Origin of the sequence: Pseudomonas sp. B21-059, assembly GCF_026016285.1 — a bacterium.
Taxonomy (GTDB): Bacteria; Pseudomonadota; Gammaproteobacteria; order Pseudomonadales; family Pseudomonadaceae; genus Aquipseudomonas; species Aquipseudomonas danubii.
Genome location: NZ_CP087201.1, coordinates 4,774,929 through 4,796,738, shown reverse-complemented (window position 1 = coordinate 4,796,738; position 21,810 = coordinate 4,774,929). Strand labels below are relative to the sequence as shown.

The following is a 21,810-nucleotide window of genomic DNA, read 5'->3' as shown; positions in this document are numbered from 1 at the left end:
CCCGGTGCGCTAGCGTGCGGGCAGACAAGGAGAACTCCCATGCCCGCACAATGCTCTTTCTCTCTCAAGCAGGCTCGACGTCTGGCGCTGGCCGCCCAGGGTTTCGGCGGGCGCCAGCCGTCGGCAACGATCAAGGCCGCACGCCTCAATCAGCAGATAGAACGCCTGGGTCTGTTGCAGATCGATTCGGTCAACGCCTTGGTGCGGGCCCATTACCTGCCGCTGTTTTCCCGCCTGGGCAGTTATCCACAGGCGTTGCTCGATCAGGCCGCCTGGAGTCAGGGCCGGCAACGCACGTTGTTTGAATACTGGGGGCATGAGGCGTCGTTGCTACCCATGTCCATGTACCCGCTGATGCGCTGGCGGATGCAGCGGGCAAAACAAGGGCAGGGTATCTACTCCCAGTTGACGCGCTTTGGTCAGGAGCGCCAGGCCACTGTCCGTCGGGTAATGGCCGCAGTTGAAGAGCAGGGCGCGCTAGGCGCCGGCAGCCTGTCCACCCGTGAGGAGCGTGCCGGGCCCTGGTGGGATTGGAGCGAAGAAAAGCATGCGTTGGAATGGCTGTTCGCGGCCGGTGAGGTAACGGTGGCGGGGCGCCGCGGCTTCGAGCGCCTGTACGATTTGCCGGAGCGGGTGATCGCGCCGCAGATCCTTCGGCAACCGCTGCTGGATGAGGCTCAGGCCCAGCGTCGCCTGATGCTGCATGGCGCAACCGCTCTGGGTGTGGCCACGGAAAAGGACCTTCGGGATTATTTTCGTCTCGATCCAGGCGACAGCCGTGCACGACTCGCCGAGCTGGTGGAGTCCGGTGAGTTGCTGGCCTGCGAGGTTCAGGGTTGGCGTCAGCCGGCCTATTGCCTGCCGCAGGTCAAGGTGCCGCGCAAGGTCGAGGCCAGTGCGCTGTTGTCTCCGTTCGATTCACTGATCTGGGAGCGCAGCCGCACTGAGCGACTGTTCGATTTCCGCTATCGGCTGGAGATCTATACGCCCCGGCACAAGCGGGTCTATGGCTATTACGTGCTGCCGTTCTTGCACAACGAGCGGATCGTCGCTCGGGTCGATTTGCGGGCGGAGCGAGCTCAGGGGCGTTTGGCGGTGCATGGGGTGCATGAAGAGCAGCCCGGTCTGGACGAAGAGGGCATCCGGGCATTGGCCGTGCAATTGCGCAAGATGGCCGATTGGCTGGGATTGGAGCAGATTCAGCTCAATTGCCAGCGTGATGGCGCGCGACGCCTGCGTGAGGTGCTGGCGTGAAGAGCGTCGCGGGCAAGCCCGCTCCTACACTGCCCTTGTAGGAGCGGGCTTGCCCGCGAAAGCGCTCTTAGCGTTTGACCTGCTTCAAAGTCTCGGCAATCAGGAAGGCCAGTTCCAGGGACTGGTCGGCGTTCATCCGCGGATCGCAATGGGTGTGATAGCGATCCGATAAGCCGTCTTCGGTAATGGGCCGTGCGCCGCCGATGCACTCGGTGACGTTCTGCCCGGTCATCTCGATATGAATGCCGCCGGCATAGCTGCCTTCGGCCTGGTGCACCTGGAAGAACTCCTTGACCTCGGTAAGGATCTGCGCGAAATCCCGGGTCTTGTAGCCGCTGCTGGCCTTGATGGTGTTGCCGTGCATCGGGTCCGAACTCCAGAGCACCTGCTTGCCTTCGCTTTCTACCGCACGGATCAGTTGCGGCAGATGGTCGCCGACCTTGTGGGCGCCCATGCGCACGATCAGGTTGAGGCGCCCGGGATCGTTGTCCGGGTTGAGGATGTCGATCAAGCGGATCAGTTCCTCGGTGTTCATGCTCGGGCCGACCTTGACCCCGATCGGGTTGTTCACGCCACGCAGGAACTCGACGTGGGCACCGTCGAGCTGGCGGGTACGGTCGCCGATCCACAGCATGTGCGCCGAGCAATCGTAGTAGTCGTTGGTCAGGCTGTCACGGCGGACAAAGGCCTCTTCGTAATTGAGCAGCAGCGCTTCGTGGGCGGTGAAGAAGCTGGTCTCGCGCAGTTGCGGCGAGCTGTCCATGCCGCAGGCACGCATGAAGGCCAGGGTTTCATCGATGCGGTCCGCGAGCTGGCTGTATTTCTCGGCCAGAGCCGAGTTGGCGATGAAGTCCAGGTTCCACTTGTGCACCTGGTGCAGGTCGGCAAAGCCGCCCTGGGCGAAGGCCCGCAACAGGTTCAGGGTGGCCGTGGCCTGGTGGTAGGACTGCAGCAGGCGGTCCGGGTCCGGTATCCGGCTTTTTGCATCAAAGCCGATGCCGTTGACGATGTCACCGCGATAGGCCGGCAAGGTCACGCCATTGATGGTTTCGTCGTTGGCCGAGCGCGGCTTGGCGAACTGGCCGGCCATGCGTCCGACCTTGACCACCGGGCAGCCGGCGGCAAAAGTCATGACAATGGCCATCTGCAGCAGCACCTTGAAGGTGTCGCGGATCTTCGCGGCGGAGAACTCAGCGAAGCTTTCGGCACAGTCGCCGCCCTGCAGCAGGAAGGCGCGGCCCTGGGTCACTTCGGCAAACTGGCGGCGCAACTCCCGGGCTTCACCGGCAAACACCAGCGGTGGATAACTGGCCAGGGTTTGCTCGACCTGCAGCAGATGCGCAGCGTCGGGGTACTGGGGTTGTTGCTGGATCGGCAAAGCGCGCCAGCTGTCGGGGCTCCAGGGTTGGCTCATCGCGGACTCGAGTGCGTTACGGTGGGAGGGGCATGTTAGCAGCAAATTAGTGCGTGACCTGCTCCTCTCGCTTGGCCGACAATCGCGCCTTTCCCGCTCGCTGCCGAGCGGTTGGTTTATCGCGCCGGCCCGATTGCGAGCCCCGCGACTAGGAGATGAAATGACTGAGGAGCGCGTCGAGCGTGTGCTCGCCGAGGTTCATGACCAGTTCGGCATGATTCGGGTACTGGAAGTGGCGGACTACCGCTTCCTCGAATTTGGCGACGCCATCGAGCAAAGCTGCGTGTTCACCGCCGACCCCAGCTGGCTGGAGTACGACTACACCCGGGCCATGTTGATCGGTGCCCTGTGTCATGAGGCGCCGGAGAGCGCACTGTTTCTCGGCCTGGGCGCCGGGACCCTGACCCAGGCCTGCCTGAAGTTCCTGCCCCTGGAAGACGTCGAAGCCATCGAACTGCGCCCGGATGTTCCACGCCTGGCCATCGAGTACCTGGGCCTGGACGATGATCCGCGTCTTTATATAAGAGTCGGTGACGCCCTGGAGTTGCTGGACAGTGCCGAATCCGCTGACCTGATCTTCGTCGACCTGTACACCGATGTCGGCCCGGGCGTCGGTCATCTGGCCTGGGGCTTCCTGGAAAACTGCCAGAAGCGCCTCAATCCCGGAGGTTGGCTGGTGATCAACCAGTGGGCTACCGATGACGGCAAGCCTCTGGGCGCAGCCTTGTTGCGTGGCCTTTATCACCGCCACTACTGGGAGCTGCCGGTGAAGGAGGGCAATGTGATTCTGATCGTGCCATCCGACCTGGAGCAGGACCTGGATCTGCCGAGCCTGACCGCCCGGGCTGAAGCCCTGGCCCCGCGCCTGGGCTATTCCCTGCAGTCGCTGATCAAGGCCATTCGTCCCGCCACCTGATACTTGCGCAGGAGCCGGTTTGTCGGCGAGGACGATCTGCCGGCCTCCTGGATCAGCAGCCCTTGAACACCCCCGGTCGCTTCTCGATCATCGCCCGCACGCCTTCCTTGGCGTCCTCACTGTTCATCAGTTTGTGTATCAGCGGTGGCAAGCCCTGAGCGGCCAGCGTCTCGCCTTCTAGCCTGGCCTGGCGCGCCGACATCAGCGTCGCCTGCACCCCCAGCGGCGCCTGTCGGGCAATCCGCTCGGCCAGTTCAATGGCCCGTGGCAGCAGGTCCTCACTGGCCATCACTTCCTGGACCAGCCCCAGGCGCAGGGCTTCATGGGCATCGAACTCGTCACCGGTCAGTAACCAGCGCATGGCATTGCCCCAGCCGGCCAGTTGATGCAGGCGCAGGGTTGCGCCGCCGAAGGGAAAGATGCCGCGCTGCACTTCCATCTGGGCAAAGCGCGTATTGCTGGCGCAGAGGTTGATGTCCGCCGCCAGCATCAACTCGATGCCGATGGTCAGGCAATAACCCTGTACAGCGACTATCACGGGCTTGCTTACCCGTGGTCCGGCGAACACGCCCCAGGGGTCGCAGCCGCCGGGCGGTGCCTGCCAGCCCTGAGCCAGGGTAGCGCCGACATTGGCCAGGTCCAGCCCTGCGGTAAAGTGTTCGCCGTGGCCGAACACCACGGCGATCCGCGCTTGGCTGCTGGCTTCGAACTCGCCATAGGCCAGGCTCAGCTGGTTGAGCAGCTCCAGATCGAAGGCATTGCGCTTGGCGACCCGGTCCAGGCCGATCAGGAATAGATGACCGCGCAGTTCGCGGCTGACACGGCTGGCACTGGGCTGATTCATGGGCGCGATCCTCAAGGGGGGGAAGAGGGAATGGGCAAGACGGCTTTCAAGCACCAGGGTGAATCGTTTTAGCGGTGGCGACCAACAACGGCGGGCTCAAGCAAAATAGCGCGCCCTTCGAGTCTGCGCAAAGCCCGTGACCATCGGGCGTTCAGCGGATTTTTCCGATAAAAAAACTCCCTTTTTTGAGTAATTCCGGTATAGTGCGCGCCGGCCTTTAGCCGGGCCACGTTTAGGTAATGCAATTCCCCGAAGTCAGCTTCGGCTGCTTGTCCGCTGCGCGGACTATCCTTGACGATCCATTCATCCAATCGTTTTCGCAAATCCCCGCCGACAAAGCTGCCAGGGTGACTCTTGAGTCTTACACGGCATGCGCAGCTTTGGAGCATGGGTCTTTGCGGATGCACTTAGAGGCAGACCCATGACCCAGGAAATCGGCGGCTTCGCCGCTCTTGAACTTCATCCCAATATTGTCGCTGCAGTAGTCGCTACCGGCTATGAAGAGCCTTCGGCTATTCAGCAGCAGTCGATCCCGATCATCCTTGCCGGGCACGATATGATTGGCCAGGCGCAAACCGGTACCGGTAAAACCGCTGCCTTTGCCCTGCCTATCCTGCACCGCATTGATCCGTCCAAGCGCGAGCCGCAAGCTCTGATCCTGGCCCCAACCCGTGAGTTGGCGCTGCAAGTTGCAACCGCTTTCGAAACCTACGCCAAGCAAATGCCGGGCGTGACTGTTGTGGCCGTCTACGGCGGTGCGCCGATGGGCCCACAACTGAAAGCAATCCGTAATGGCGCACAGATCGTTGTCGCCACTCCGGGCCGTCTGTGCGACCACCTGCGTCGCGACGAAAAAGTGTTGGCCACCGTGAACCACCTGGTTCTCGACGAAGCCGACGAAATGCTCAAGCTGGGCTTCATGGATGACCTGGAAGTCATCTTCAAGGCCATGCCTGAGTCCCGCCAGACCGTACTGTTCTCGGCCACTCTGCCGCAGTCGATCCGGGCCATCGCCGAGCGTCACCTGAAGGACCCGAAGCACGTCAAGATCCAGAGCAAGACCCAGACCGTCACCGCGATCGAGCAGGCTCACCTGCTGGTTCACGCTGACCAGAAGACCTCTGCTGTTCTGAGCCTGCTGGAAGTTGAAGATTTCGACGCCCTGATCATGTTCGTGCGCACCAAGCAAGCGACCCTGGACCTGGCCAGTGCCCTGGAAGCCAAAGGCTACAAAGCTGCTGCGCTGAACGGTGACATCGCCCAGAACCAGCGTGAGCGCGTGATCGACTCCCTCAAGGATGGCCGTCTGGACATCGTTGTGGCCACCGACGTCGCCGCTCGTGGTCTGGACGTACCGCGTATCACCCACGTATTCAACGTGGATATGCCGTACGACCCGGAATCCTACGTGCACCGTATCGGCCGTACCGGCCGTGCCGGTCGCGAAGGTCGTGCGCTGCTGCTGGTGACTCCGCGTGAGCGCCGCATGCTGCAAGTGATCGAGCGTGTGACCGGGCAGAAGGTTGCCGAAGTTCGCCTGCCGGACGCCCAAGCTGTTCTTGATGCGCGCATCAAGAAGCTGACCAACAGCCTGTCGCCGCTGGTAGCTGATGCTGAAGCCACCCACGGTGAGCTGCTGGATCGCCTGACTGCCGATATAGGTTGCAGCCCGCGCGCCCTGGCCGCGGCCCTGCTGCGCAAGGCCACCAACGGTCAAGCGCTGAACCTGGCAGCCATCGAGAAAGAGCGTCCACTGGTGCCCAACAGCGCGCCACGTGGCGATCGTCCTGAGCGTTCCGGCGATCGTCCTGATCGTGGTGACCGTGAGCGTCGCGCGCCAATGCCTCTGGGCGAAGGCCGTGCTCGCTGCCGTACCGCGCTGGGTGCCCGTGACGGTATCGCTGCCAAGAACCTCTTGGGCGCGATCCTCAACGAAGGCGGCCTGGCCCGTGAAGCCATCGGTCGCATCCAGGTGCGTGACAGCTTCAGTCTGGTCGAGCTGCCGGAAGACGGTCTCGACCGTCTGCTGACCAAGCTCAAGGACACTCGCGTTGCCGGCAAGCAGCTGAAGCTGCGTCGCTACCGCGAAGATTGATCCTCCCTCGGGCTGATTGATCAGGCATAAAAAATCCCCGACTGGTTCGGGGATTTTTTTGCCTGGAGTTTGGGTCGGGACTGTTCGCCGGCAAGCCGGTTCCTGCGGGGTTGTGTAGCAGTCTTGCCGTTGAGGCGTCAGCCAAAGCGGTAGATGTCCATGCCCAGGGCGCCCAGGGTGAAGCCCTGGTGGGCCACGCTGAATTCGCCACCGGCGCCTCGGGCGAAGTACAGCGGTAGCAGGTGTTCATCGCTGGGATGGCTGCGCACGGCATTCGGTGCTTGCTGCCGATAGTCATGCAGGGCTGCTTCGTCGTCGGCCGCCAGTTTTTCGATCATCCAGTCACGAAAGGCCTTGGCCCAGGGCTCGACGCTTTCCGGCCCGGCGTGCCAGTCCAGTTCCCGCAGGTTGTGGGTAATGCTGCCGGAACCGATCAGCAGCACGCCTTGTTTCCTCAGGTTCGCCAAGGCATGACCGATGCGGGTCTGCAGGGCGGGGCCCTGGTGACTGGGCAGTGACAACTGGATCACCGGGATGTCTGCTTGTGGATACATCAGCGACAGTGGCACCCAGGCGCCGTGGTCGAAAGGCCGCTGGTTGTCCAACTGCGCCGGCAGGCCGTCGGCCTTGAGCAACTCCACCACTTGCGCTGCTAGTTCAGGATCGCCGGGAGCCGGGTATTGCACGGCAAACAGTGCGGCAGGAAAGCCGCCGAAGTCATGCCAGGTTTCCGGATGAGGGTGGGAGCTGACCCGCAGATCCTGGCTTTCCCAATGGGCTGAAACCACCAGGATCGCCTTGGGGCGTGGCAGCTGTGCCGCCAGGTTGGCCAGGGCAGGACCGCTGGCACCGGGCTCCAGGGCAAGCATGGGAGAACCGTGGGAGATAAACAGGCTGGGGAGCATGAGAAGGTCCTGAAGGTTAAGATGCGCCATCTTCAATCAGATCATTGATCTAAATCTAATATAAGTTTTAGGGCTATTTGATCGAATTTTAAGGGCTTCTCATGCACGCGGACTTTTGGCAAAAACGCTGGGAGCAGGATCAGATCGGTTTTCACCTGGCAGAGGTCAACCCCTACCTGCAACGGTACTGGCCGGGTTTGGGCTTACCCACGGACGCGCGGGTGCTAGTGCCTCTGTGCGGCAAGAGCCTGGACTTGATCTGGCTTGCCAACCAGGGTTTTCAGGTGTTGGGCATCGAGTTGGCGGAGAAGGCTGTTGAAGGCTTCTTTCGCGAGCACAATCTAGAACCGCAGCTCAGCCAGCGAGGTGGCTTCAAGGTCTATGCCCATGGCCCGATCCAGCTCTGGTGCGGTGACTTCTTTGCCCTGACTGTCGAGGACGTTGCGGGTTGTACTGCACTGTACGACCGTGCCGCGATGATCGCCTTGCCCCCCGAAATGCGTCAGCGCTACGCCGCGCACCTCAATAGTCTGTTGCCCGCGGGCAGCAAGGGGCTGTTGATTGCCATGGATTACGATCAGTCTCAGCTGGACGGTCCGCCATTTGCGGTGCTCGACGATGAAGTCCGTGAGCGACTGGGGAGTGCCTGGCAGCTGGAGGTAGAGGTTGAGCGTGACATTCTGGGGGAGAGCTGGAAGTTTCTCCAGAATGGAGTCACGCGGCTGGTGGAGCGAGTCTATCGTCTGGAAAAGCAGGGCGGACGCTGACAGGTGTTTTCCCGCAGCATGCAAAAGGGCGACTTGCGTCGCCCTTTTGGGTGTTTCCGGTTGGCTGATCAGCCGCGACGACGCAGGGCGTCGATACGCTCTTCCAGCGGCGGGTGGCTCATGAACATGCGAGCCAGACCCTGTTTGATGCCGCCATTGATGCCGAAGGCGTTCAGGGTGTCGGGCATATGCACCGGCAGGCCCTGTTCCGAACGCAGGCGCTGCAGGGCACCGATCATGGCGTTGGTGCCGGCCAGGCGGGCACCGGCTTCGTCGGCACGGTATTCACGCTTGCGCGAGAACCACATGACGATGGCGCTGGCGAGAAAGCCCAGGACCAGCTCGGCGAAGATGGTCGCCACGTAGTAGGCAACGCCCTGGCCTTCTTCGTTCTTGAAGATCACCTTGTCGACGAAGTTGCCGATGATCCGCGCGAAGAACATCACGAAGGTGTTCACCACGCCCTGGATCAGCGCCAGGGTCACCATGTCGCCGTTGGCAACGTGACCGATCTCGTGGGCCAGTACGGCTTTCACTTCATCGGGCGAGAAGCGTTCCAGCAGGCCCTGGCTGACTGCCACCAGAGCGTCGTTCTTGTTCCAGCCGGTGGCGAAGGCGTTGGCCTCGTAGGCCGGGAAAATACCCACTTCGGGCATCTTGATCCCGGCTTCGCGGGACAGTTGCTCAACGGTTTGCAACAACCATTGCTCATGGCGGGTGCGCGGTTGAGTGATGATCTGCGTGCTGGTGCTCATCTTCGCCATCCACTTGGAGATGAACAGCGAGAACAGCGAACCGGCAAAACCAAAGACGGCACAGAAAATCAGCAGCTGATTGAGGTTGAGATCAACCCCATTGGCCGCCATGAACCCGTTGAAGCCGAAAAGGCTCAGGGTGATGCTGGCAATCAGCACGACCGCAAGGTTAGTGGCCAAAAACAGCAGGATTCGCATCATGGTTGTAGAAATCTCCTCAAGCTAAAGATGTAGCGTACTGCGGGGTATATAAGGTGCGGCAACGGCCTATTCAATACGGCTTCTATTTCAAACTGTGTCGTCTAGCCCCGGGGTTAGACGCTTGCATTGACGCGGCGCGGGCGATTGTCGGATGGGGCAATCAACCGGCTGCGGTGCAGGATTTGTGACAATGGGCCGGACGGAAAGTGCAAGCTTATAGAAGGGGCGTGGTGCAGGGCAGCGAAGATGTGTTGCTGAATTAATCGCAGTGCGACCGGGTAAGGATCGCACTGCGTGATTCGGATTACTGGCGGTAGGACTTGAGGAAACTTCCGATCCGTCCAATGGCCTGTTCCAGGTCATCGACCCGCGGCAGGGTGACCACGCGGAAGTGATCCGGCCAAGGCCAGTTGAAGGCGGTGCCCTGGACCACTAGGAGTTTTTCCGAAAGCAGCAGGTCGAGAACGAACTTCTCATCGTTATGGATCGGGCAGACTTTCGGGTCGATCCGGGGGAAGGCATACAGCGCGCCCATGGGTTTCACGCAACTGACCCCGGGAATGTCGTTGAGCAGCTCCCAGGTACGGTTGCGCTGTTCCAGCAGGCGGCCGGGCGGCAGCACCAGGTCATTGATGCTCTGGTAGCCGCCCAGGGCGGTCTGGATCGCGTGCTGGCTGGGCACGTTGGCGCACAGGCGCATGTTGGCCAGCATGTCGATGCCTTCGATATAGCTCAGGGCATGCTGCTTGGGACCGGAAATGGCTACCCAGCCGGAACGGAAGCCCGCCACCCGATAGGACTTGGACAGGCCGTTGAAGGTCAGGCACAGCAGGTCCGGCGCCAGGGAAGCGGTGCAGATGTGCACCGCGTCATCGTAGAGGATCTTGTCGTAGATCTCGTCCGAGAACACCACCAGGTTGTGCTGGCGGGCCAGCTCCAGCATGCCCAGCAGCACCTCCTTGGGGTACACGGCGCCGGTGGGGTTGTTCGGGTTGATGATCACCAGTGCCTTGGTGTTCGGGGTGATCTTGGCCTTGATGTCGGCCAGGTCCGGCCACCAGTTGGCCTGCTCGTCGCACAGGTAGTGCACCGGGTTGCCGCCGGCCAGGCTCACCGCGGCGGTCCACAGCGGGTAGTCCGGCGCCGGTACCAGCACTTCGTCGCCATTGTTGAGCAGGGCCTGCATGGCCATCACGATCAGTTCGGAAACACCGTTGCCCAGGTAGATGTCTTCAATGCCGATGCCTTCCACCTGCTTCTGCTGGTAGTACTGCATCACCGCCTTGCGCGCACTGAACAGGCCCTTGGAATCGCTGTAGCCCTGGGCGGTGGGCAGGTTGCGGATCACGTCCTGGAGAATCTCGTCCGGCGCCTCGAAACCAAAGGGCGCCGGGTTGCCGATGTTCAGCTTGAGGATGCGATGGCCTTCCTCTTCCAGACGCTTGGCGTGCTTGAGCACTGGGCCGCGAATGTCATAACAGACGTTGGCGAGCTTGTTCGATTTGCTGACCTGCATGGCGATGTGTTCCCGAAAATGAACGATCCAGGCGGAGGATGAACTACCGTACTGGGAATCCTGCCGTGTCACACCGGCCTGTAGCCCGCACCGGCGCGGCAAAATCCGTTTGAATGGGTGTAACGCGGCTGCCAGACTGGCGTCTGACGAGGCGCAATCATACGTGCCGCCCGATCCGTGGAAAAGACACAGATCGGGCTTTTTCCGTTGCAGAGGAAGGACCATGGAAAAGCTGGAAAAAACCCTGGAAGAGTGGCGGGCGATGCTCGATCCGGAGCAGTACAACGTCTGCCGGCTCAAAGGCACCGAACGGCCCTTCTCGGGCAAGTACAACGGCACCAAGACCGATGGGGTCTATCATTGCATCTGCTGCAATGAGCCGTTGTTCGACTCCAAGGCCAAATTCGACTCTGGGTGTGGCTGGCCGAGTTTCTTTGAACCCATCGCCGACAGTGCCATGGTCGAGATTCGTGACGTGAGCCACGGCATGATCCGGACCGAAGTGGTCTGTGCCAAATGCGATGCCCACTTGGGCCATGTTTTCCCGGACGGTCCGCCGCCCACCGGCTTGCGTTATTGCATCAATTCGGTTTGCCTGGATCTGGTTCCGCGTTGAATAGCAGGGCGATTCTTCGGAGTCGCCTTTCGGTTAATTAAATTGCGTGCAATTTAATTGATCGCTATTTTTACTGCCTCTTATCTTGAATGGAATTGCTGCCATGACCGATTCGCTGCTGACTATTCCCTGCACCACCATCAAGGGTGAACAGAAGACCCTGGCGGACTTCTCCGGCAAGGCCGTGCTGGTGGTCAACACCGCCAGCAAATGTGGCTTCACGCCCCAGTACAAGGGACTGGAGGAGTTGTGGCAGACCTACAAGGACCAGGGCCTGGTGGTACTGGGGTTTCCGTGCAACCAGTTCGGCCAGCAGGAGCCGGGTGACGAAGGGGCGATTTCCGAGTTCTGCGAGCTGAACTACGGCGTCAGCTTCCCGCTGTTCAAGAAGATCGAAGTCAATGGCGCCGCCGCTCACCCGCTGTTCGTCCAGTTGAAGAAGCGTGCGCCTGGGGTCCTGGGTTCCCAGGGCATCAAATGGAATTTCACCAAGTTCCTGATTGGCCAGGACGGCAAGCTGGTCAAGCGTTTCGCACCGACGACCAAGCCCCAGGACCTCGGCCGCGAGATTGAAGCCCTGCTCAAATGAACGACCTGTCGGCGGATTCACTGAAACTCGATTCCCAGCTGTGTTTCAAGCTGTACGCTGCCTCGCGGGCGGTGGTTCGTGGCTACAAGCCGATGCTCGACCGCCTGGGCCTGACCTATCCGCAGTACCTGGTGATGCTGGTGCTGTGGGAGTGGCAGGCGGTGCCTGTGCCGCAGCCGACGGTGAAGGCGCTGGGGGAGCGTCTGTCCCTGGATTCCGGCACCCTGACCCCATTGCTCAAGCGTCTTGAACAACTGCAACTGGTGCAGCGCCAACGCTCAGGACGTGATGAGCGGGAAGTGCACCTGAGCTTGAGTGAAACGGGTCTGGCGCTGCGCGATCAGGTGCCGCCGCTCAAGGCGGCGCTATTGTGCGAGAGCGGCGTTGACCTCAACAGCCTGGACCAGTTGCGCGACGGCCTCGATCACCTGCTGCAGCAGATCAGAGCCTTGTCGTAGTGGGCACCCACAGATCCAGCAGGGCGATCAGTTCCTCGCGGCGAAATGGCTTGGCCAGGTAGTCGCTCATGCCCGCCGCTCGGCAGCGTTCGCGCTCCTCGGGCATGGCGTTGGCGGTCAGGGCAATGATCGGCAAGTCCGGCCAGCGCCCACTGCGGCGGATCTGTCGGCTGGCTTCATAACCGTCCATGACCGGCATGTTGCAGTCCATCAGCACCAGGTCGAAGCGGTTGTGCTCCAACTGGTTGAGGGCCTCGGCGCCATGGACGGCCACGGTCACGGCACACCCGAGCTTGCTGAGCATGCCTTTGGCCACCAGTTGATTCACCGGGTTGTCTTCCACCAGCAGAATGTCTGCCCGGCGGATCTGCGCCGGCATTTCCAGCTGGGCGTCATTGAGGGTAATGGTTTCCGCCAGCAACGAGCGGCGCAGGGTCTGATACAAGGCATTGCGCGCCAAGGGGCGAGCCTGTTGCTGCAGCGGCGCCAGGGCGCTGGCCTCTTCGCTGGGCAGGAAGCTGCCATAGGCGGTCACCAGCAGGATCGGCGCGGTAATGGCCGGGCGCAGGCCGAACAGGCATTCCGGGCAATCCGTGATCAGCAGGTCGGGGTCACGCCCGGCCAGCGAGTCCTCGATGTCGTAACGCTGGTAGTCGAGCCCCCAGGTCGGCAGCAGGGAACCCAGCAGTTCAGCCAGGCCGCTGCCGGCGTCGGTGATGGCGATGATCTTGCCGGACAGCGCCGGCGGCGCAATGGCCGGGGTATGGCAGGGCAGCGGCAGATCGGCGCAGAACTGACTGCCGAAGCCCACTTCCGAGCTGATGCTCAAGCGCCCGTTCATGGCCTCGCAGAGGTTGTAGGTCAGGGCCAGGCCCAGCCCCGTGCCGCCGTATTGGCGGGTGATACCGGCGCCCGCCTGGGTGTAGGGCTGGAAGATCCGCACCTGGGCTTCCTGGGCGATGCCGATCCCGGTGTCGCAGATTTCGATACGCACCCCGTCGCCCTGGGTGCTCAGGCGCACATCGACGCGGCCGAAGCGGGTGAACTTGAGGGCATTGGACAGCAGGTTGCTGACGATCTGTCGTACCCGCATCGGGTCCCCCAGCACCAGGGCCGGAAAGTCCGGGGCGATCAGGCAGGCCAGTTCCACGCTGGCTGCCGCGTTCTGCGACAACAGGTTGGCGGTGTCTTCCACCAGCACCCCGAGGTCGAAGGGGATGCGCTCCAGCTCCAACTGCCCGGCGTCGAACTTGGACATGTCGAGAATATCGTTGAGCAGCTCCACCAGGACTTTGCCGGAGTCGTGGGCGATAGACAGTTGCTGGCGCTGTTCGGGGGTCAGCGGGCTGTCCAGGGACAGGGCGATCATCCCCAGCAGGCCGTTGAGCGGGGTGCGGATCTCGTGGCTCATGTTGGCCAGGAATGCGGCGCGGGCCTGGGCCATGTCCAGGGCAGTGCGCCGGGCGACCTCCAGCTCCTCGTTGGACTGGCTGAGCCGGGCGTTGCTGGCCTTGAGCTCGGTGGTGCGTGCCGAGACCATGTTTTCCAGCTGCCCGAGGTACTCGGTCAGGCGGTTCTCGGCATTGCGTCGTTGCTGGATCTCGGTGGCCATGATCTCGAATTGCTGGTTGGCCACCTTGACCAATACCCCGACTTCATCGTTCTCGTGGCCGTGGGGAAACTCCAGTTTGGTCTGTTGCGGGCTGCGCGGGTCACGGCTACTGAGCTCGCGGATCACCCCCACCAGAGGCTTGGTCAGCATGACGTAGAACAGTGCCAGGAGAATCCCGGTGAGGATCAGGCTACGGGCGAAGCCGTTGATCAGGGTGACCTCGGCGCGGCGCAGGAAGCGGCTGCCGAAGGCATAGGTGTCGACGTCCAGATGCAGGGTGCCGAGGGACTCCTCGGGCAGGTGGCTGAGGTACAGGCGATTTTCGAACTGCCGGTCGGCACCGAACAGGAAGTCGCTGAGGGCCCGGTAGGGGCTCTGTTGCGCGGGCCGTTCGACGTTGGCCAGCAGGGTATTGTTGTTGTCGATGAGCTGCGCACGAATGATCGCCGGGGAACGCAGCAGACCCAGGGTCAGTTCCTGGGCCAGTTCGGAGTCGATGTTGTAGGCAATGCGTGAGGCCGGGTTGTGACTGATTTCCAGCAGTGACTGAATTTCACGATTGATGGAGGCATCTTCGCTGGCATAATCGATGCCGATTTGCAGCAGACTGAGCGCGGTCCCCAGAATGAAACCCACCAGCACGGTGAGCCGGGCCTGTTTATAGGACAGGCGATTGGTGAACTTGATATCCATGGGGGGCTGAACCACTTTCGTTTCCCTTCGCTGCGCAAGCATAGCTGATCATCTTTGGTTGCCGGCCTGGCCTGGCAGCAGCTGATAAGGCAATAGACCCTTTGATCAGGACGGCGTTTGGTCTGTGTGACGCATCATTACCTTGAACGTGCCTGAGGAAAAGTCGTGGATGCCCGATTGAATGCATTTCTTGAACGTGCCGATGCCGTCCTGGCCCGAATCGAACCGCTGCTACCTGCCTTGCGTCAGAGCATCGACTGGAATCAGTGCCTGGCAGCCCGCTGGCAGCGTGAAGGCCGCAGTGGCTTCCTGCTGCCCCTGGAAGTCAGCCTGGATATGCGCCTGAGCGATCTGATCGGGGTCGACAAGCAGCGCGAGCAGTTGGCGCGCAATACCCAGCAGTTTCTTGACGGCCTGCCGGCCAACCATGCCTTGCTCTGGGGCTCGCGTGGCACCGGTAAATCCTCCCTGGTGCGAGCCTTGTTGGCCGAGCACGCCAAGGGCGGCCTGCGGTTGATCGAGATCGAGCGTGATCACCTGGCGGACCTGCCACGGGTGGTGGAGCAACTGGTCAAGCTGCCCCAGCGTTTCGTGCTGTTCTGCGACGACCTGTCGTTCGAGGCCGGCGAGGGCGACTACCGGGTGCTCAAGAGCGTACTCGACGGTTCCCTGGAGCAGGCTCCGGAAAACGTGCTGTTGTACGCCACCTCGAACCGCCGGCACCTGGTGCCGGAAAAGGAAAGTGACAACGAGAACTGGAAGCGCGTCGACGGCGAACTGCACCCCAGCGAAGCGGTGGAAGACAAGATCGCCCTGTCGGACCGCTTCGGCCTGTGGCTCTCGTTCTATCCCTTCACTCAGGAACACTTTCTCAATGTGGTGGAACACTGGATCGGCGAACTGGCGCGCAAGGCCGGCTTGAGCTGGCAGCGCACTGAAGAGCTGGACATTCTGGCGGTACGCTGGGCCACGGGCCGTGGCAACCGCAACGGCCGATGTGCCTATCAATTTGCCCGCTATTGGGTGGGCTTGCAGTTGTTGGAGCAAAAAGCATGATCGATTTACAAAGTGCCGGCCAAGGCCTGGATGGCTACGGGCTGCTGTGTGCCCAGCTGGAGTCGCTGTTGGCCGATGAGCGTGACTTCATCGCCAATGCCGCGCAGTTCTCGGCGTTCCTGTTCAGCCAGCTCGATGACCTGAACTGGGCCGGCTTCTACCTCAATCGCAACCAGGAATTGGTGCTCGGCCCGTTCCAGGGCCAGATCGCCTGCGTGCGGATACCCTTCGGTCGTGGCGTTTGCGGCACTGCCGCAGCCACCCTGCAGACTCAACGGGTAGAGGATGTGCATGCCTTTGCCGGACACATCGCCTGTGACAGCGCGTCCAACAGCGAGCTGGTGGTGCCTCTGGTCAAGGACGGCCGGTTGATCGGCGTGCTCGACCTGGACAGCCCGAAACTGGCCCGCTTCAGCCCGGCGGACCAGGCCGGGATCGAACAACTGGCGGCGATCTTCCTGCGCCTGAGTGACTGCTGACCGCCATCAGGCGGTCAAACCTGCCTTTTTCAACAGAGCGTCACGATCCACGGCATCGATCTGCTGTGGCACCAGGAAGCGCTCGGCGTAGCGCTGATAGATCTGCTCCTGAAGAAACAGCTCGAACAATTCGGGATCGATGTGGGCGTCGCGGCACATCATGGCCATGATGTTCAGCGCTTCGCTGAGGGTCTTGCCCTTCTTGTAGGGGCGGTCTGCCGCGGTCAGTGCCTCGAAGATATCGGCAATCGCCATCATCCGCGCCGGCAGGCTCATCTGTTCACGCTTGAGCTGTTTGGGGTAGCCGCTGCCGTCCATTTTCTCGTGATGGCCGCCGGCGATCTCCGCCACGTTCTGCAAGTGGCTGGGAAAGGGCAGGTGGTTGAGCATGATGATGGTCTGCACGATGTGGTGATTGATCACATAGCGCTCCTCGGCGGTCAGCGTGCCTCGGGGGATGCTCAGGTTGTACAGCTCGCCACGGTTGTACTTGTGGGCTGGCACCTGGAGCTTGAAGCCCCAGGGATTGTCCGCGGTCATGATCTCCACGGCGCTGCGCTCCAGCAGGTGTTCCGGCTTGTCCGCCAGCAGATGCTCCTGCACCGGCAGGCTGGGCGCCGGGGTGCGGTTCTGACGCTGCAGCTCCTCCCAGGAAACCCCCAGGCGATCGTCCAGGGTCCGGCTCCAGGTGCGCTGGGCGATGATCTGCAGGCGCTGCTGGTCGGCCTCGGCCATGAACTCGGCCCCCAGATTGCAATGCGCGACAAAAGCGAAATCCTCGTCCAGGGCCCGCAGGCGCTCGTCGCGCTCGGCGGCCTGGGCGGTGGCCTCGGCCCCTTCGGCCACGGCCCGCCAGTAGTCGATCCAGGCATCGCGCTTGAGCACTTCGAAGCGGGTGCGGATTTCATGAATCCGGTCATTCAGGGTTTCCAGCTTGGTGGCTTTGTCCACCACGTATTCCGGGGTCGTGACCTTACCGCAGTCATGCAGCCAGGCGGCAATATGCAAGGCTTCCCACTCGTCGTCGCTGGGTTGATAGGCGGCGAACTTCGGGTCCTGGCTGGCGGCAGCGGCTTCGGCCAGCATCAGGGTCAGGGCCGGCACGCGCTGGCAGTGGCCGCCGGTGTAGGGACTCTTGGCATCGATGGCCCCGGCCAGCAACTGGATAAAGGCGTCCAGCAGATGCTTTTGCTTGTTCTGCAGGCGCTGGCTCTCGATGCACAGCGCGGCGGTGGCGGACACCGCCTGGATAAAGGCGATACGGTCCGGGCTGAGTTTTTCCAGGTCTGCCTCGGTGCCGCTGTCCACCAGAAACAGTAGGAGCATGCCCACCGTTTCGTTGTGCCGATTGCGCAAGCGGATGCCCACCAGATGGGAGCTGGGACTGTCCAGGGCCAGCAGCACGCTTTGCAGGCTGCCGGCCTGTTCGAAGCCCAGGGTAGTGACCACGTTGTCGTTGTCGGTCAATTGATGCAGCCAGTCCGGGAGCCTCGGGTCCGTCAGGTCTTTGGTGGCGATATCGAAGCGCTGCAGGTCCTGGAGTTGTCCATCGATGATCAGGCCATAGGGTTGCAGGCGCGAACCCTTGCTTTCCGTGAGGTAGATCAGCCCGGCCTGGGCCTGGGCGATCTTCACGGTCTCGAACAGCACCCGTTGCAGCAGGGGATCGAAGCGGGTTTCGGCGGACAGGCTAGCGTTGATCTCGAAAAAACTGGCCAGGGTATCTTTCATCCGGGCCATGGACAGGCTCAGTTGGTCCACCTCCAGCACAGGTGAGCGCCGCGACACCGGGTAGTCGAAATTGAAGCTGCGGATGGCGTCCGCTTCCTGCACCAGAGCGTGCAGTGGCCGCACCAGAATGCGCGAGATCAGCCAGCCCAGGGGCAGGCACAGCAGCAGGGTGGTCAGCGTGATCAAGGCCCCTTGCCAGCGCAGGCGGTAGGCATCGACCAGCAGTTCGTCCTCGGGCACCAGCAATGCCAGTCGCAGTCCGCCGGGCCCGCCTTCGGCGATTTGGCTGCTGGCGACTATCCAGTCGCGTCCCAGGGCCTGCAAGTGACCGTCAACGGTCTGCCCCTGCAACAGGGCATCGAGCATCGGGTTCAGGTCATTGCCCTTGATCAGGCGCGCGCTGCGCTGTTCCAGGAGCAGCTTGTGGCTGTCGGGGTAGGCCACGACGTTGCCCTGGTCATCCAGCAGCGCCACCTCGGTGGCCGGTGTGACCCGGTTCTTGGCCAGGGTCGATGACAGTTGTTCGAGGGTCAGATCGGCACCGATCACTGCCATTCTGCCGCTGCGCCGGGCCAGGGTGGTGCCGACGTTGAGGGTGGAATAAAACACATAGGGCCGGGTGGTGATCTGGTCGGCATCGCCCCGGGCGCTGGAGAACCAGTCACGGGTTCTCGGGTCGTAGCGCTCGTCGGCGTGGTGCCGACGGTCGATCAGGGACAACCCGGCGTCATAGAACAGCGACTGTGAGTGAACCTGGCCGCTGCTGGCATTGCGCTCGATGCTCCAGATTTCGTAGGCGCTGTCCGGCGGGGCATGGCGCTTGTCCTTGATCTCGGCGTTGCGCAGCGGACGCACCATGAAGAAGTCGCCATTGGCATATCCCAGGTACAGCGAGGCCAGGTTCGGGTTGTCCTGCAACGACTGGCTGAACGGCTTGAGCAGCGCCAGACGCTGTTCCAGGTTTGAAGCCTGGGCCGCCGGGTTGTCCGCCAGCAGGCTGAGCAGGTGGCGTATGGGGTCATAGGTGGATTTCAGGTCGCTGCGCACATCCTGTTCGATGCGCTGGAAGAGTTTTTCACTGCTGCCCAGGATGATGCGGGTGGTCTGTTGGTAGTTGTAGATGCCCAGCACCACGCCAGTCAGGAGCAGCAGCAGGGTGAACATCACGCTGATATGGATATGGAGAGGAAAGCGGCGTTGTGTAGGTTGTGGCGTGCTCGGCATTCCAATTCTCTCCAAGGGCACATCAGGCATAGCTCAGGAACCAAGCATAGTTAAGGCCGGTATTCTCTGCCTTGGCTTTGCCTGGGGATTGAGGATGTCGGGAAGTCCATGGGCACGGACCCCATAGAGGTGGATTACTGCGCTGAAATACTGGCCTTTTGATATATGCCTGGCAAGAGGCTTGATCATCGGTGATCAGCAAGGTTCCAAGAAGCCTCCGGGGCCACGGCGGGGCAGGTGGCAGCCGGCGTCCGTTGCCGGTGCTGGTCCAGATGCTGCAGCAGGGATTGGGTAAAGCGCAGCAGGGCCCGGTCCAGGGCGTTGCTTGCGGCGCTACAGGCCTCGATCCCGGCATTGTCCTGGCAGACCCGCTCCAGGGCTTCGCAACAGGCCAGCAAAGAGGTAGCGCCGAGCATTTTCGCCGAGCCCTTGATCTTGTGTGCCAAGGCTGCCAGCGCTTGGGAATCGCCGGTCGGAATCAGTCCCAGGGCGAGGCGGTCCTCGCGACAGCACTGCAGGAGCGTCTTGAGCATGCGCAGGGCAAGCAGTGGCTGGTTGCGGGTCAGGGTGCGCAGGGTCGATATGCTGAAACTGTCCGCCCTGGGCAGCGCCTTGAGTGTCTCCAGTGTCTGGCTCAGCAGGTTCAGATCCAGGGGTTTGAGCAGGCAGTCGTGCATGCCGGCATTCATGCAGCGCTGGATCGTCTGGGTATCGTCGCTGGCGCTGCAACCGAGGAGTGTCACCGGCGGCCGTTGCTGCAGCGCTTCATGTCGACGGATGGTCTCGGCCAGTTGATAGCCGTTCATCAAGGGCATGTTGCAATCGACGATCAGCAAGTCGAAATCGCCTTCTTGCCATTGCTCGTAAGCCTGCACTCCATCCACCACGCAGGTGACCCGGTGCCCGAGGTACTCCAGTTGTTCCTGCAGCAGTGTCAGGCTGGCGCGGTGGTCGTCCGCCAGCAGGATGTCCAGAGGCAGGCGGGTGGCCTGGGGTACAGGGGCCGGACTGGCCCGGGCTGCCCCCTCCCGCGCGGCCAGGGGCAACTCCACCCGGACTTCGCTACCGGGGCCGCGGCGCCCGTGCAGGCTCAGCTTGCCCCCCATCTGCTGGCACAACTGATGGCTGATGGGCAGCCCGAGCCCGGTACTGTCCCGTGGCGACTGGCTGTGCGGGTCAACCTGGGCAAAGGGTTGCAGCAGCCGTTGCCGCTCCTCCCGGGGAATGCCTATGCCGGTGTCCAGCACCTGCAGTAGCAGCTTGTAGTGCCCCTCATGCATCGTGGGTTGCAGTTGCAATCTGACCAGGACCGTACCCTGGTGGGTGAACTTGATTGCATTGCTCAGCAGATTTGCCAGCACCTGCTTGAAACGCAGGGTGTCGATCAGCACCAGGGGCTCTGGCTCAGGGGCCTTGAACTCAAGGCTGAGGTCCAGGTTCTTCTGCCGGGCCAACGCCTGGAACACCCCCATCACCCCATCGACGCTGCCCCGCAGGCTGCTCCAAGTCGGGTTCAGTTGCAGGTGGCCGGATTCAAGCCGGCTGATGTCCAGCAGGTCTCCGAGCAACTCGCGCAAATCCCTGGCGGCGCCTAGGGCCAGTTCCAGGGAGGCGTGGTTTTGTGGATGGTCCCTGTTTCGTTGCAGGATCAGTTCCAGCAGGCCGATGAAGGCGTTCAGCGGAGTACGGATTTCATGGCTCATGCAGCCCAGGAACTGGATTTTGCACCGGTTGGCTTCTTCGGCTTGGCGCTTGCCGGTTTCCAGTGCTGCCACTGACTGTTCCAGCCTCCCGGATTGCTGCCGAAGACTGTGCCGTTGTCGGTAGAGTCGGGCCTGGTTCAGCCATGACGCCAGCAGCAGGACCAGCAGCGTGATAACGCCGGATGGCGAGAGCAGGGCCTCGATCATCGCCGCGGCGCTCGACGGGGCCAGGGCATGAGGAGCTGGCGCTTCATATCAGTTCATTGCGCTTGGCCATGTCCACCAGTTCATTCATGGAGGTGGTGGCGAGTTTTTGCATGATGCGCTTCTTGTAAGTACTGACAGTCTTGTTGCTGAGAAACATGCCCGTGGCAATTTCCTTATTGGTTTGGCCCATTGCAAAAAGCTTCAGAACCATTAACTCCCGATCATTCAGCGAGTTGAATTGCGCCAACTCCAAAGTTTCACCAAGAGCACTTCGATCAACTTGCAGCGCCTGGCTGGGAAAGTAGTTGTAGCCACTGCAGATGGCCTTGATGGCGCTGAGTAATTCACTCAGGTCTTCCTGTTTGCAGACATAGCCGCTGGCCCCGGCGCGCATGCAGCGATTGGCGAACAAGGCCGCCGACTGGGCGGTGAGGACCAGGATTCGCAAGGGCCTGGGCATGTTGCTCAAGCGCTCCAGCAGCTCCAGTCCGTCGAGTTTTGGGATGCAGATATCGAGTATGACCAGGTCCGGTTCGCCTTCACGAACCATTTGCAAGGCATCGACTCCATTATCGGTTTCCCCGAAGACTCTATAACCCTCGTGTTCCAGCAGAATACGAATGGCCATGCGTATGACAGGGTGATCATCAACGATAAGTACTGTGCCCATACTGGTCTCCTACCGATAAATGGAAGTTCGAACAGTAGCCCAGCTGATGGAATGGAAGTAGCTGTGAAAGTGTGGAAAAACCCAATCTAAGACGGGTCCTACAGC

The 21,810-nt window shown here is 61.7% G+C and carries 17 protein-coding genes and 1 pseudogene; 9 read left to right on the top strand and 9 right to left on the bottom strand.

Going from position 1 to position 21,810, the window contains the following annotated elements; genetic code table 11:
• Positions 1-39: 39 nt before the first annotated feature.
• Positions 40-1,254 (top strand): winged helix-turn-helix domain-containing protein, encoded by a 1,215-nt coding sequence (locus LOY69_RS20960; RefSeq protein WP_102880436.1) that lies wholly within the window; start codon positions 40-42, stop codon positions 1,252-1,254.
• Between the two features lie 67 nt (positions 1,255-1,321).
• Here the strand turns inward: LOY69_RS20960 and LOY69_RS20955 are convergent, their stop codons facing one another.
• On the bottom strand, positions 1,322-2,668 hold the full coding sequence (locus tag LOY69_RS20955; RefSeq protein ID WP_102860904.1) for a class II 3-deoxy-7-phosphoheptulonate synthase: 1,347 nt from the start codon (positions 2,666-2,668) through the stop codon (positions 1,322-1,324).
• A gap of 160 nt (positions 2,669-2,828) precedes the next feature.
• On the opposite strand from LOY69_RS20955, the gene LOY69_RS20950 reads away from it, so the two are divergent.
• Entirely contained in the window at positions 2,829-3,584 is a 756-nt protein-coding gene (locus tag LOY69_RS20950; RefSeq protein ID WP_102860905.1) for a spermidine synthase, read from the top strand.
• Positions 3,585-3,636: 52 nt separating this feature from the next.
• On the opposite strand, the gene LOY69_RS20945 is transcribed toward LOY69_RS20950, so the two are convergent.
• The gene (locus LOY69_RS20945) at positions 3,637-4,428 is read right to left on the bottom strand and encodes a crotonase/enoyl-CoA hydratase family protein (RefSeq protein ID WP_265073551.1); all 792 of its coding nucleotides are present in this window, start codon (positions 4,426-4,428) and stop codon (positions 3,637-3,639) included.
• 387 nt (positions 4,429-4,815) lie between these two features.
• Here LOY69_RS20945 and LOY69_RS20940 point away from each other — a divergent pair.
• A pseudogene (locus LOY69_RS20940) lies at positions 4,816-6,523 on the top strand (DEAD/DEAH box helicase).
• 137 nt (positions 6,524-6,660) lie between these two features.
• On the opposite strand, the gene LOY69_RS20935 reads toward LOY69_RS20940, so the two are convergent.
• Positions 6,661-7,428 (bottom strand): DODA-type extradiol aromatic ring-opening family dioxygenase, encoded by a 768-nt coding sequence (locus LOY69_RS20935; protein WP_102880434.1) that lies wholly within the window; start codon positions 7,426-7,428, stop codon positions 6,661-6,663.
• A gap of 101 nt (positions 7,429-7,529) precedes the next feature.
• Here LOY69_RS20935 and LOY69_RS20930 point away from each other — a divergent pair, with 101 nt between their 5' ends.
• Positions 7,530-8,195 carry a thiopurine S-methyltransferase gene (locus LOY69_RS20930; protein WP_265073550.1) on the top strand — a complete coding sequence of 222 codons (666 nt, stop codon included), beginning with the start codon at positions 7,530-7,532 and terminating at the stop codon, positions 8,193-8,195.
• A 68-nt stretch (positions 8,196-8,263) separates the two neighbouring features.
• Here LOY69_RS20930 and htpX read toward each other — a convergent pair whose 3' ends face one another.
• A complete protein-coding gene (gene htpX, locus LOY69_RS20925) occupies positions 8,264-9,151 on the bottom strand; it encodes a protease HtpX (protein WP_102880432.1) in 888 nt (295 codons plus the stop codon).
• A gap of 304 nt (positions 9,152-9,455) precedes the next feature.
• Positions 9,456-10,667, bottom strand: coding sequence for a pyridoxal phosphate-dependent aminotransferase (locus LOY69_RS20920; RefSeq protein WP_016965070.1), 1,212 nt, complete (start codon positions 10,665-10,667; stop codon positions 9,456-9,458).
• Between the two features lie 223 nt (positions 10,668-10,890).
• Here LOY69_RS20920 and msrB point away from each other — a divergent pair, with 223 nt between their 5' ends.
• The 3 genes from msrB (at position 10,891) to LOY69_RS20905 (ending at position 12,330) form a co-directional block, all read left to right on the top strand.
• Complete coding sequence (gene msrB / locus LOY69_RS20915) at positions 10,891-11,283, top strand: peptide-methionine (R)-S-oxide reductase MsrB (RefSeq protein WP_102880431.1); 393 nt, start codon at positions 10,891-10,893, stop codon at positions 11,281-11,283.
• Between the two features lie 103 nt (positions 11,284-11,386).
• Complete coding sequence (locus LOY69_RS20910; RefSeq protein ID WP_110594560.1) at positions 11,387-11,872, top strand: glutathione peroxidase; 486 nt, start codon at positions 11,387-11,389, stop codon at positions 11,870-11,872.
• Positions 11,869-12,330, top strand: coding sequence for a MarR family winged helix-turn-helix transcriptional regulator (locus LOY69_RS20905; RefSeq protein WP_102860911.1), 462 nt, complete (start codon positions 11,869-11,871; stop codon positions 12,328-12,330). Before LOY69_RS20910 ends, LOY69_RS20905 begins: the two co-directional genes overlap by 4 nt.
• Here the strand turns inward: LOY69_RS20905 and LOY69_RS20900 are convergent.
• Positions 12,314-14,635: a response regulator gene (locus LOY69_RS20900; RefSeq protein WP_170002746.1), complete on the bottom strand. Its 2,322-nt coding sequence runs from the start codon at positions 14,633-14,635 to the stop codon at positions 12,314-12,316. The two genes, LOY69_RS20905 and LOY69_RS20900, sit on opposite strands and share 17 nt — an antisense overlap.
• Before the next feature lie 165 nt (positions 14,636-14,800).
• Here LOY69_RS20900 and LOY69_RS20895 point away from each other — a divergent pair, with 165 nt between their 5' ends.
• Complete coding sequence (locus tag LOY69_RS20895) at positions 14,801-15,691, top strand: ATP-binding protein (RefSeq protein ID WP_110653134.1); 891 nt, start codon at positions 14,801-14,803, stop codon at positions 15,689-15,691.
• The gene (locus LOY69_RS20890) at positions 15,688-16,170 is read left to right on the top strand and encodes a GAF domain-containing protein (RefSeq protein WP_016965076.1); all 483 of its coding nucleotides are present in this window, start codon (positions 15,688-15,690) and stop codon (positions 16,168-16,170) included. The genes LOY69_RS20895 and LOY69_RS20890 overlap by 4 nt, the downstream gene beginning before the upstream one ends.
• A gap of 6 nt (positions 16,171-16,176) precedes the next feature.
• On the opposite strand, the gene LOY69_RS20885 is transcribed toward LOY69_RS20890, so the two are convergent.
• From LOY69_RS20885 to LOY69_RS20875, 3 genes are all read right to left on the bottom strand, one after another.
• Positions 16,177-19,125, bottom strand: a complete 2,949-nt coding sequence (locus LOY69_RS20885) for an HD domain-containing phosphohydrolase (protein ID WP_265073549.1) — start codon at positions 19,123-19,125, stop codon at positions 16,177-16,179.
• A gap of 185 nt (positions 19,126-19,310) precedes the next feature.
• Positions 19,311-21,035 (bottom strand): response regulator, encoded by a 1,725-nt coding sequence (locus LOY69_RS20880; protein WP_265073548.1) that lies wholly within the window; start codon positions 21,033-21,035, stop codon positions 19,311-19,313.
• A gap of 43 nt (positions 21,036-21,078) precedes the next feature.
• Entirely contained in the window at positions 21,079-21,705 is a 627-nt protein-coding gene (locus LOY69_RS20875) for a response regulator transcription factor (protein WP_102860916.1), read from the bottom strand.
• Positions 21,706-21,810 lie beyond the last annotated feature (105 nt).

What these genes read in the sequence shown, in the direction of transcription:
- LOY69_RS20880 (WP_265073548.1), bottom strand. Translation starts at nt 21,035, where the DNA reads ATGATCGAGGCCCTGCTCTCGCCATCCGGCGTTATCACGCTGCTGGTC.
- LOY69_RS20930 (WP_265073550.1), top strand. Translation starts at nt 7,530, where the DNA reads ATGCACGCGGACTTTTGGCAAAAACGCTGGGAGCAGGATCAGATCGGT.
- LOY69_RS20875 (WP_102860916.1), bottom strand. Translation starts at nt 21,705, where the DNA reads ATGGGCACAGTACTTATCGTTGATGATCACCCTGTCATACGCATGGCC.
- LOY69_RS20920 (WP_016965070.1), bottom strand. Translation starts at nt 10,667, where the DNA reads ATGCAGGTCAGCAAATCGAACAAGCTCGCCAACGTCTGTTATGACATT.
- msrB (WP_102880431.1), top strand. Translation starts at nt 10,891, where the DNA reads ATGGAAAAGCTGGAAAAAACCCTGGAAGAGTGGCGGGCGATGCTCGAT.
- LOY69_RS20890 (WP_016965076.1), top strand. Translation starts at nt 15,688, where the DNA reads ATGATCGATTTACAAAGTGCCGGCCAAGGCCTGGATGGCTACGGGCTG.
- LOY69_RS20910 (WP_110594560.1), top strand. Translation starts at nt 11,387, where the DNA reads ATGACCGATTCGCTGCTGACTATTCCCTGCACCACCATCAAGGGTGAA.
- LOY69_RS20935 (WP_102880434.1), bottom strand. Translation starts at nt 7,428, where the DNA reads ATGCTCCCCAGCCTGTTTATCTCCCACGGTTCTCCCATGCTTGCCCTG.
- LOY69_RS20950 (WP_102860905.1), top strand. Translation starts at nt 2,829, where the DNA reads ATGACTGAGGAGCGCGTCGAGCGTGTGCTCGCCGAGGTTCATGACCAG.
- LOY69_RS20955 (WP_102860904.1), bottom strand. Translation starts at nt 2,668, where the DNA reads ATGAGCCAACCCTGGAGCCCCGACAGCTGGCGCGCTTTGCCGATCCAG.
- LOY69_RS20945 (WP_265073551.1), bottom strand. Translation starts at nt 4,428, where the DNA reads ATGAATCAGCCCAGTGCCAGCCGTGTCAGCCGCGAACTGCGCGGTCAT.
- LOY69_RS20905 (WP_102860911.1), top strand. Translation starts at nt 11,869, where the DNA reads ATGAACGACCTGTCGGCGGATTCACTGAAACTCGATTCCCAGCTGTGT.
- LOY69_RS20885 (WP_265073549.1), bottom strand. Translation starts at nt 19,125, where the DNA reads ATGCCGAGCACGCCACAACCTACACAACGCCGCTTTCCTCTCCATATC.
- LOY69_RS20960 (WP_102880436.1), top strand. Translation starts at nt 40, where the DNA reads ATGCCCGCACAATGCTCTTTCTCTCTCAAGCAGGCTCGACGTCTGGCG.
- htpX (WP_102880432.1), bottom strand. Translation starts at nt 9,151, where the DNA reads ATGATGCGAATCCTGCTGTTTTTGGCCACTAACCTTGCGGTCGTGCTG.
- LOY69_RS20900 (WP_170002746.1), bottom strand. Translation starts at nt 14,635, where the DNA reads ATGGATATCAAGTTCACCAATCGCCTGTCCTATAAACAGGCCCGGCTC.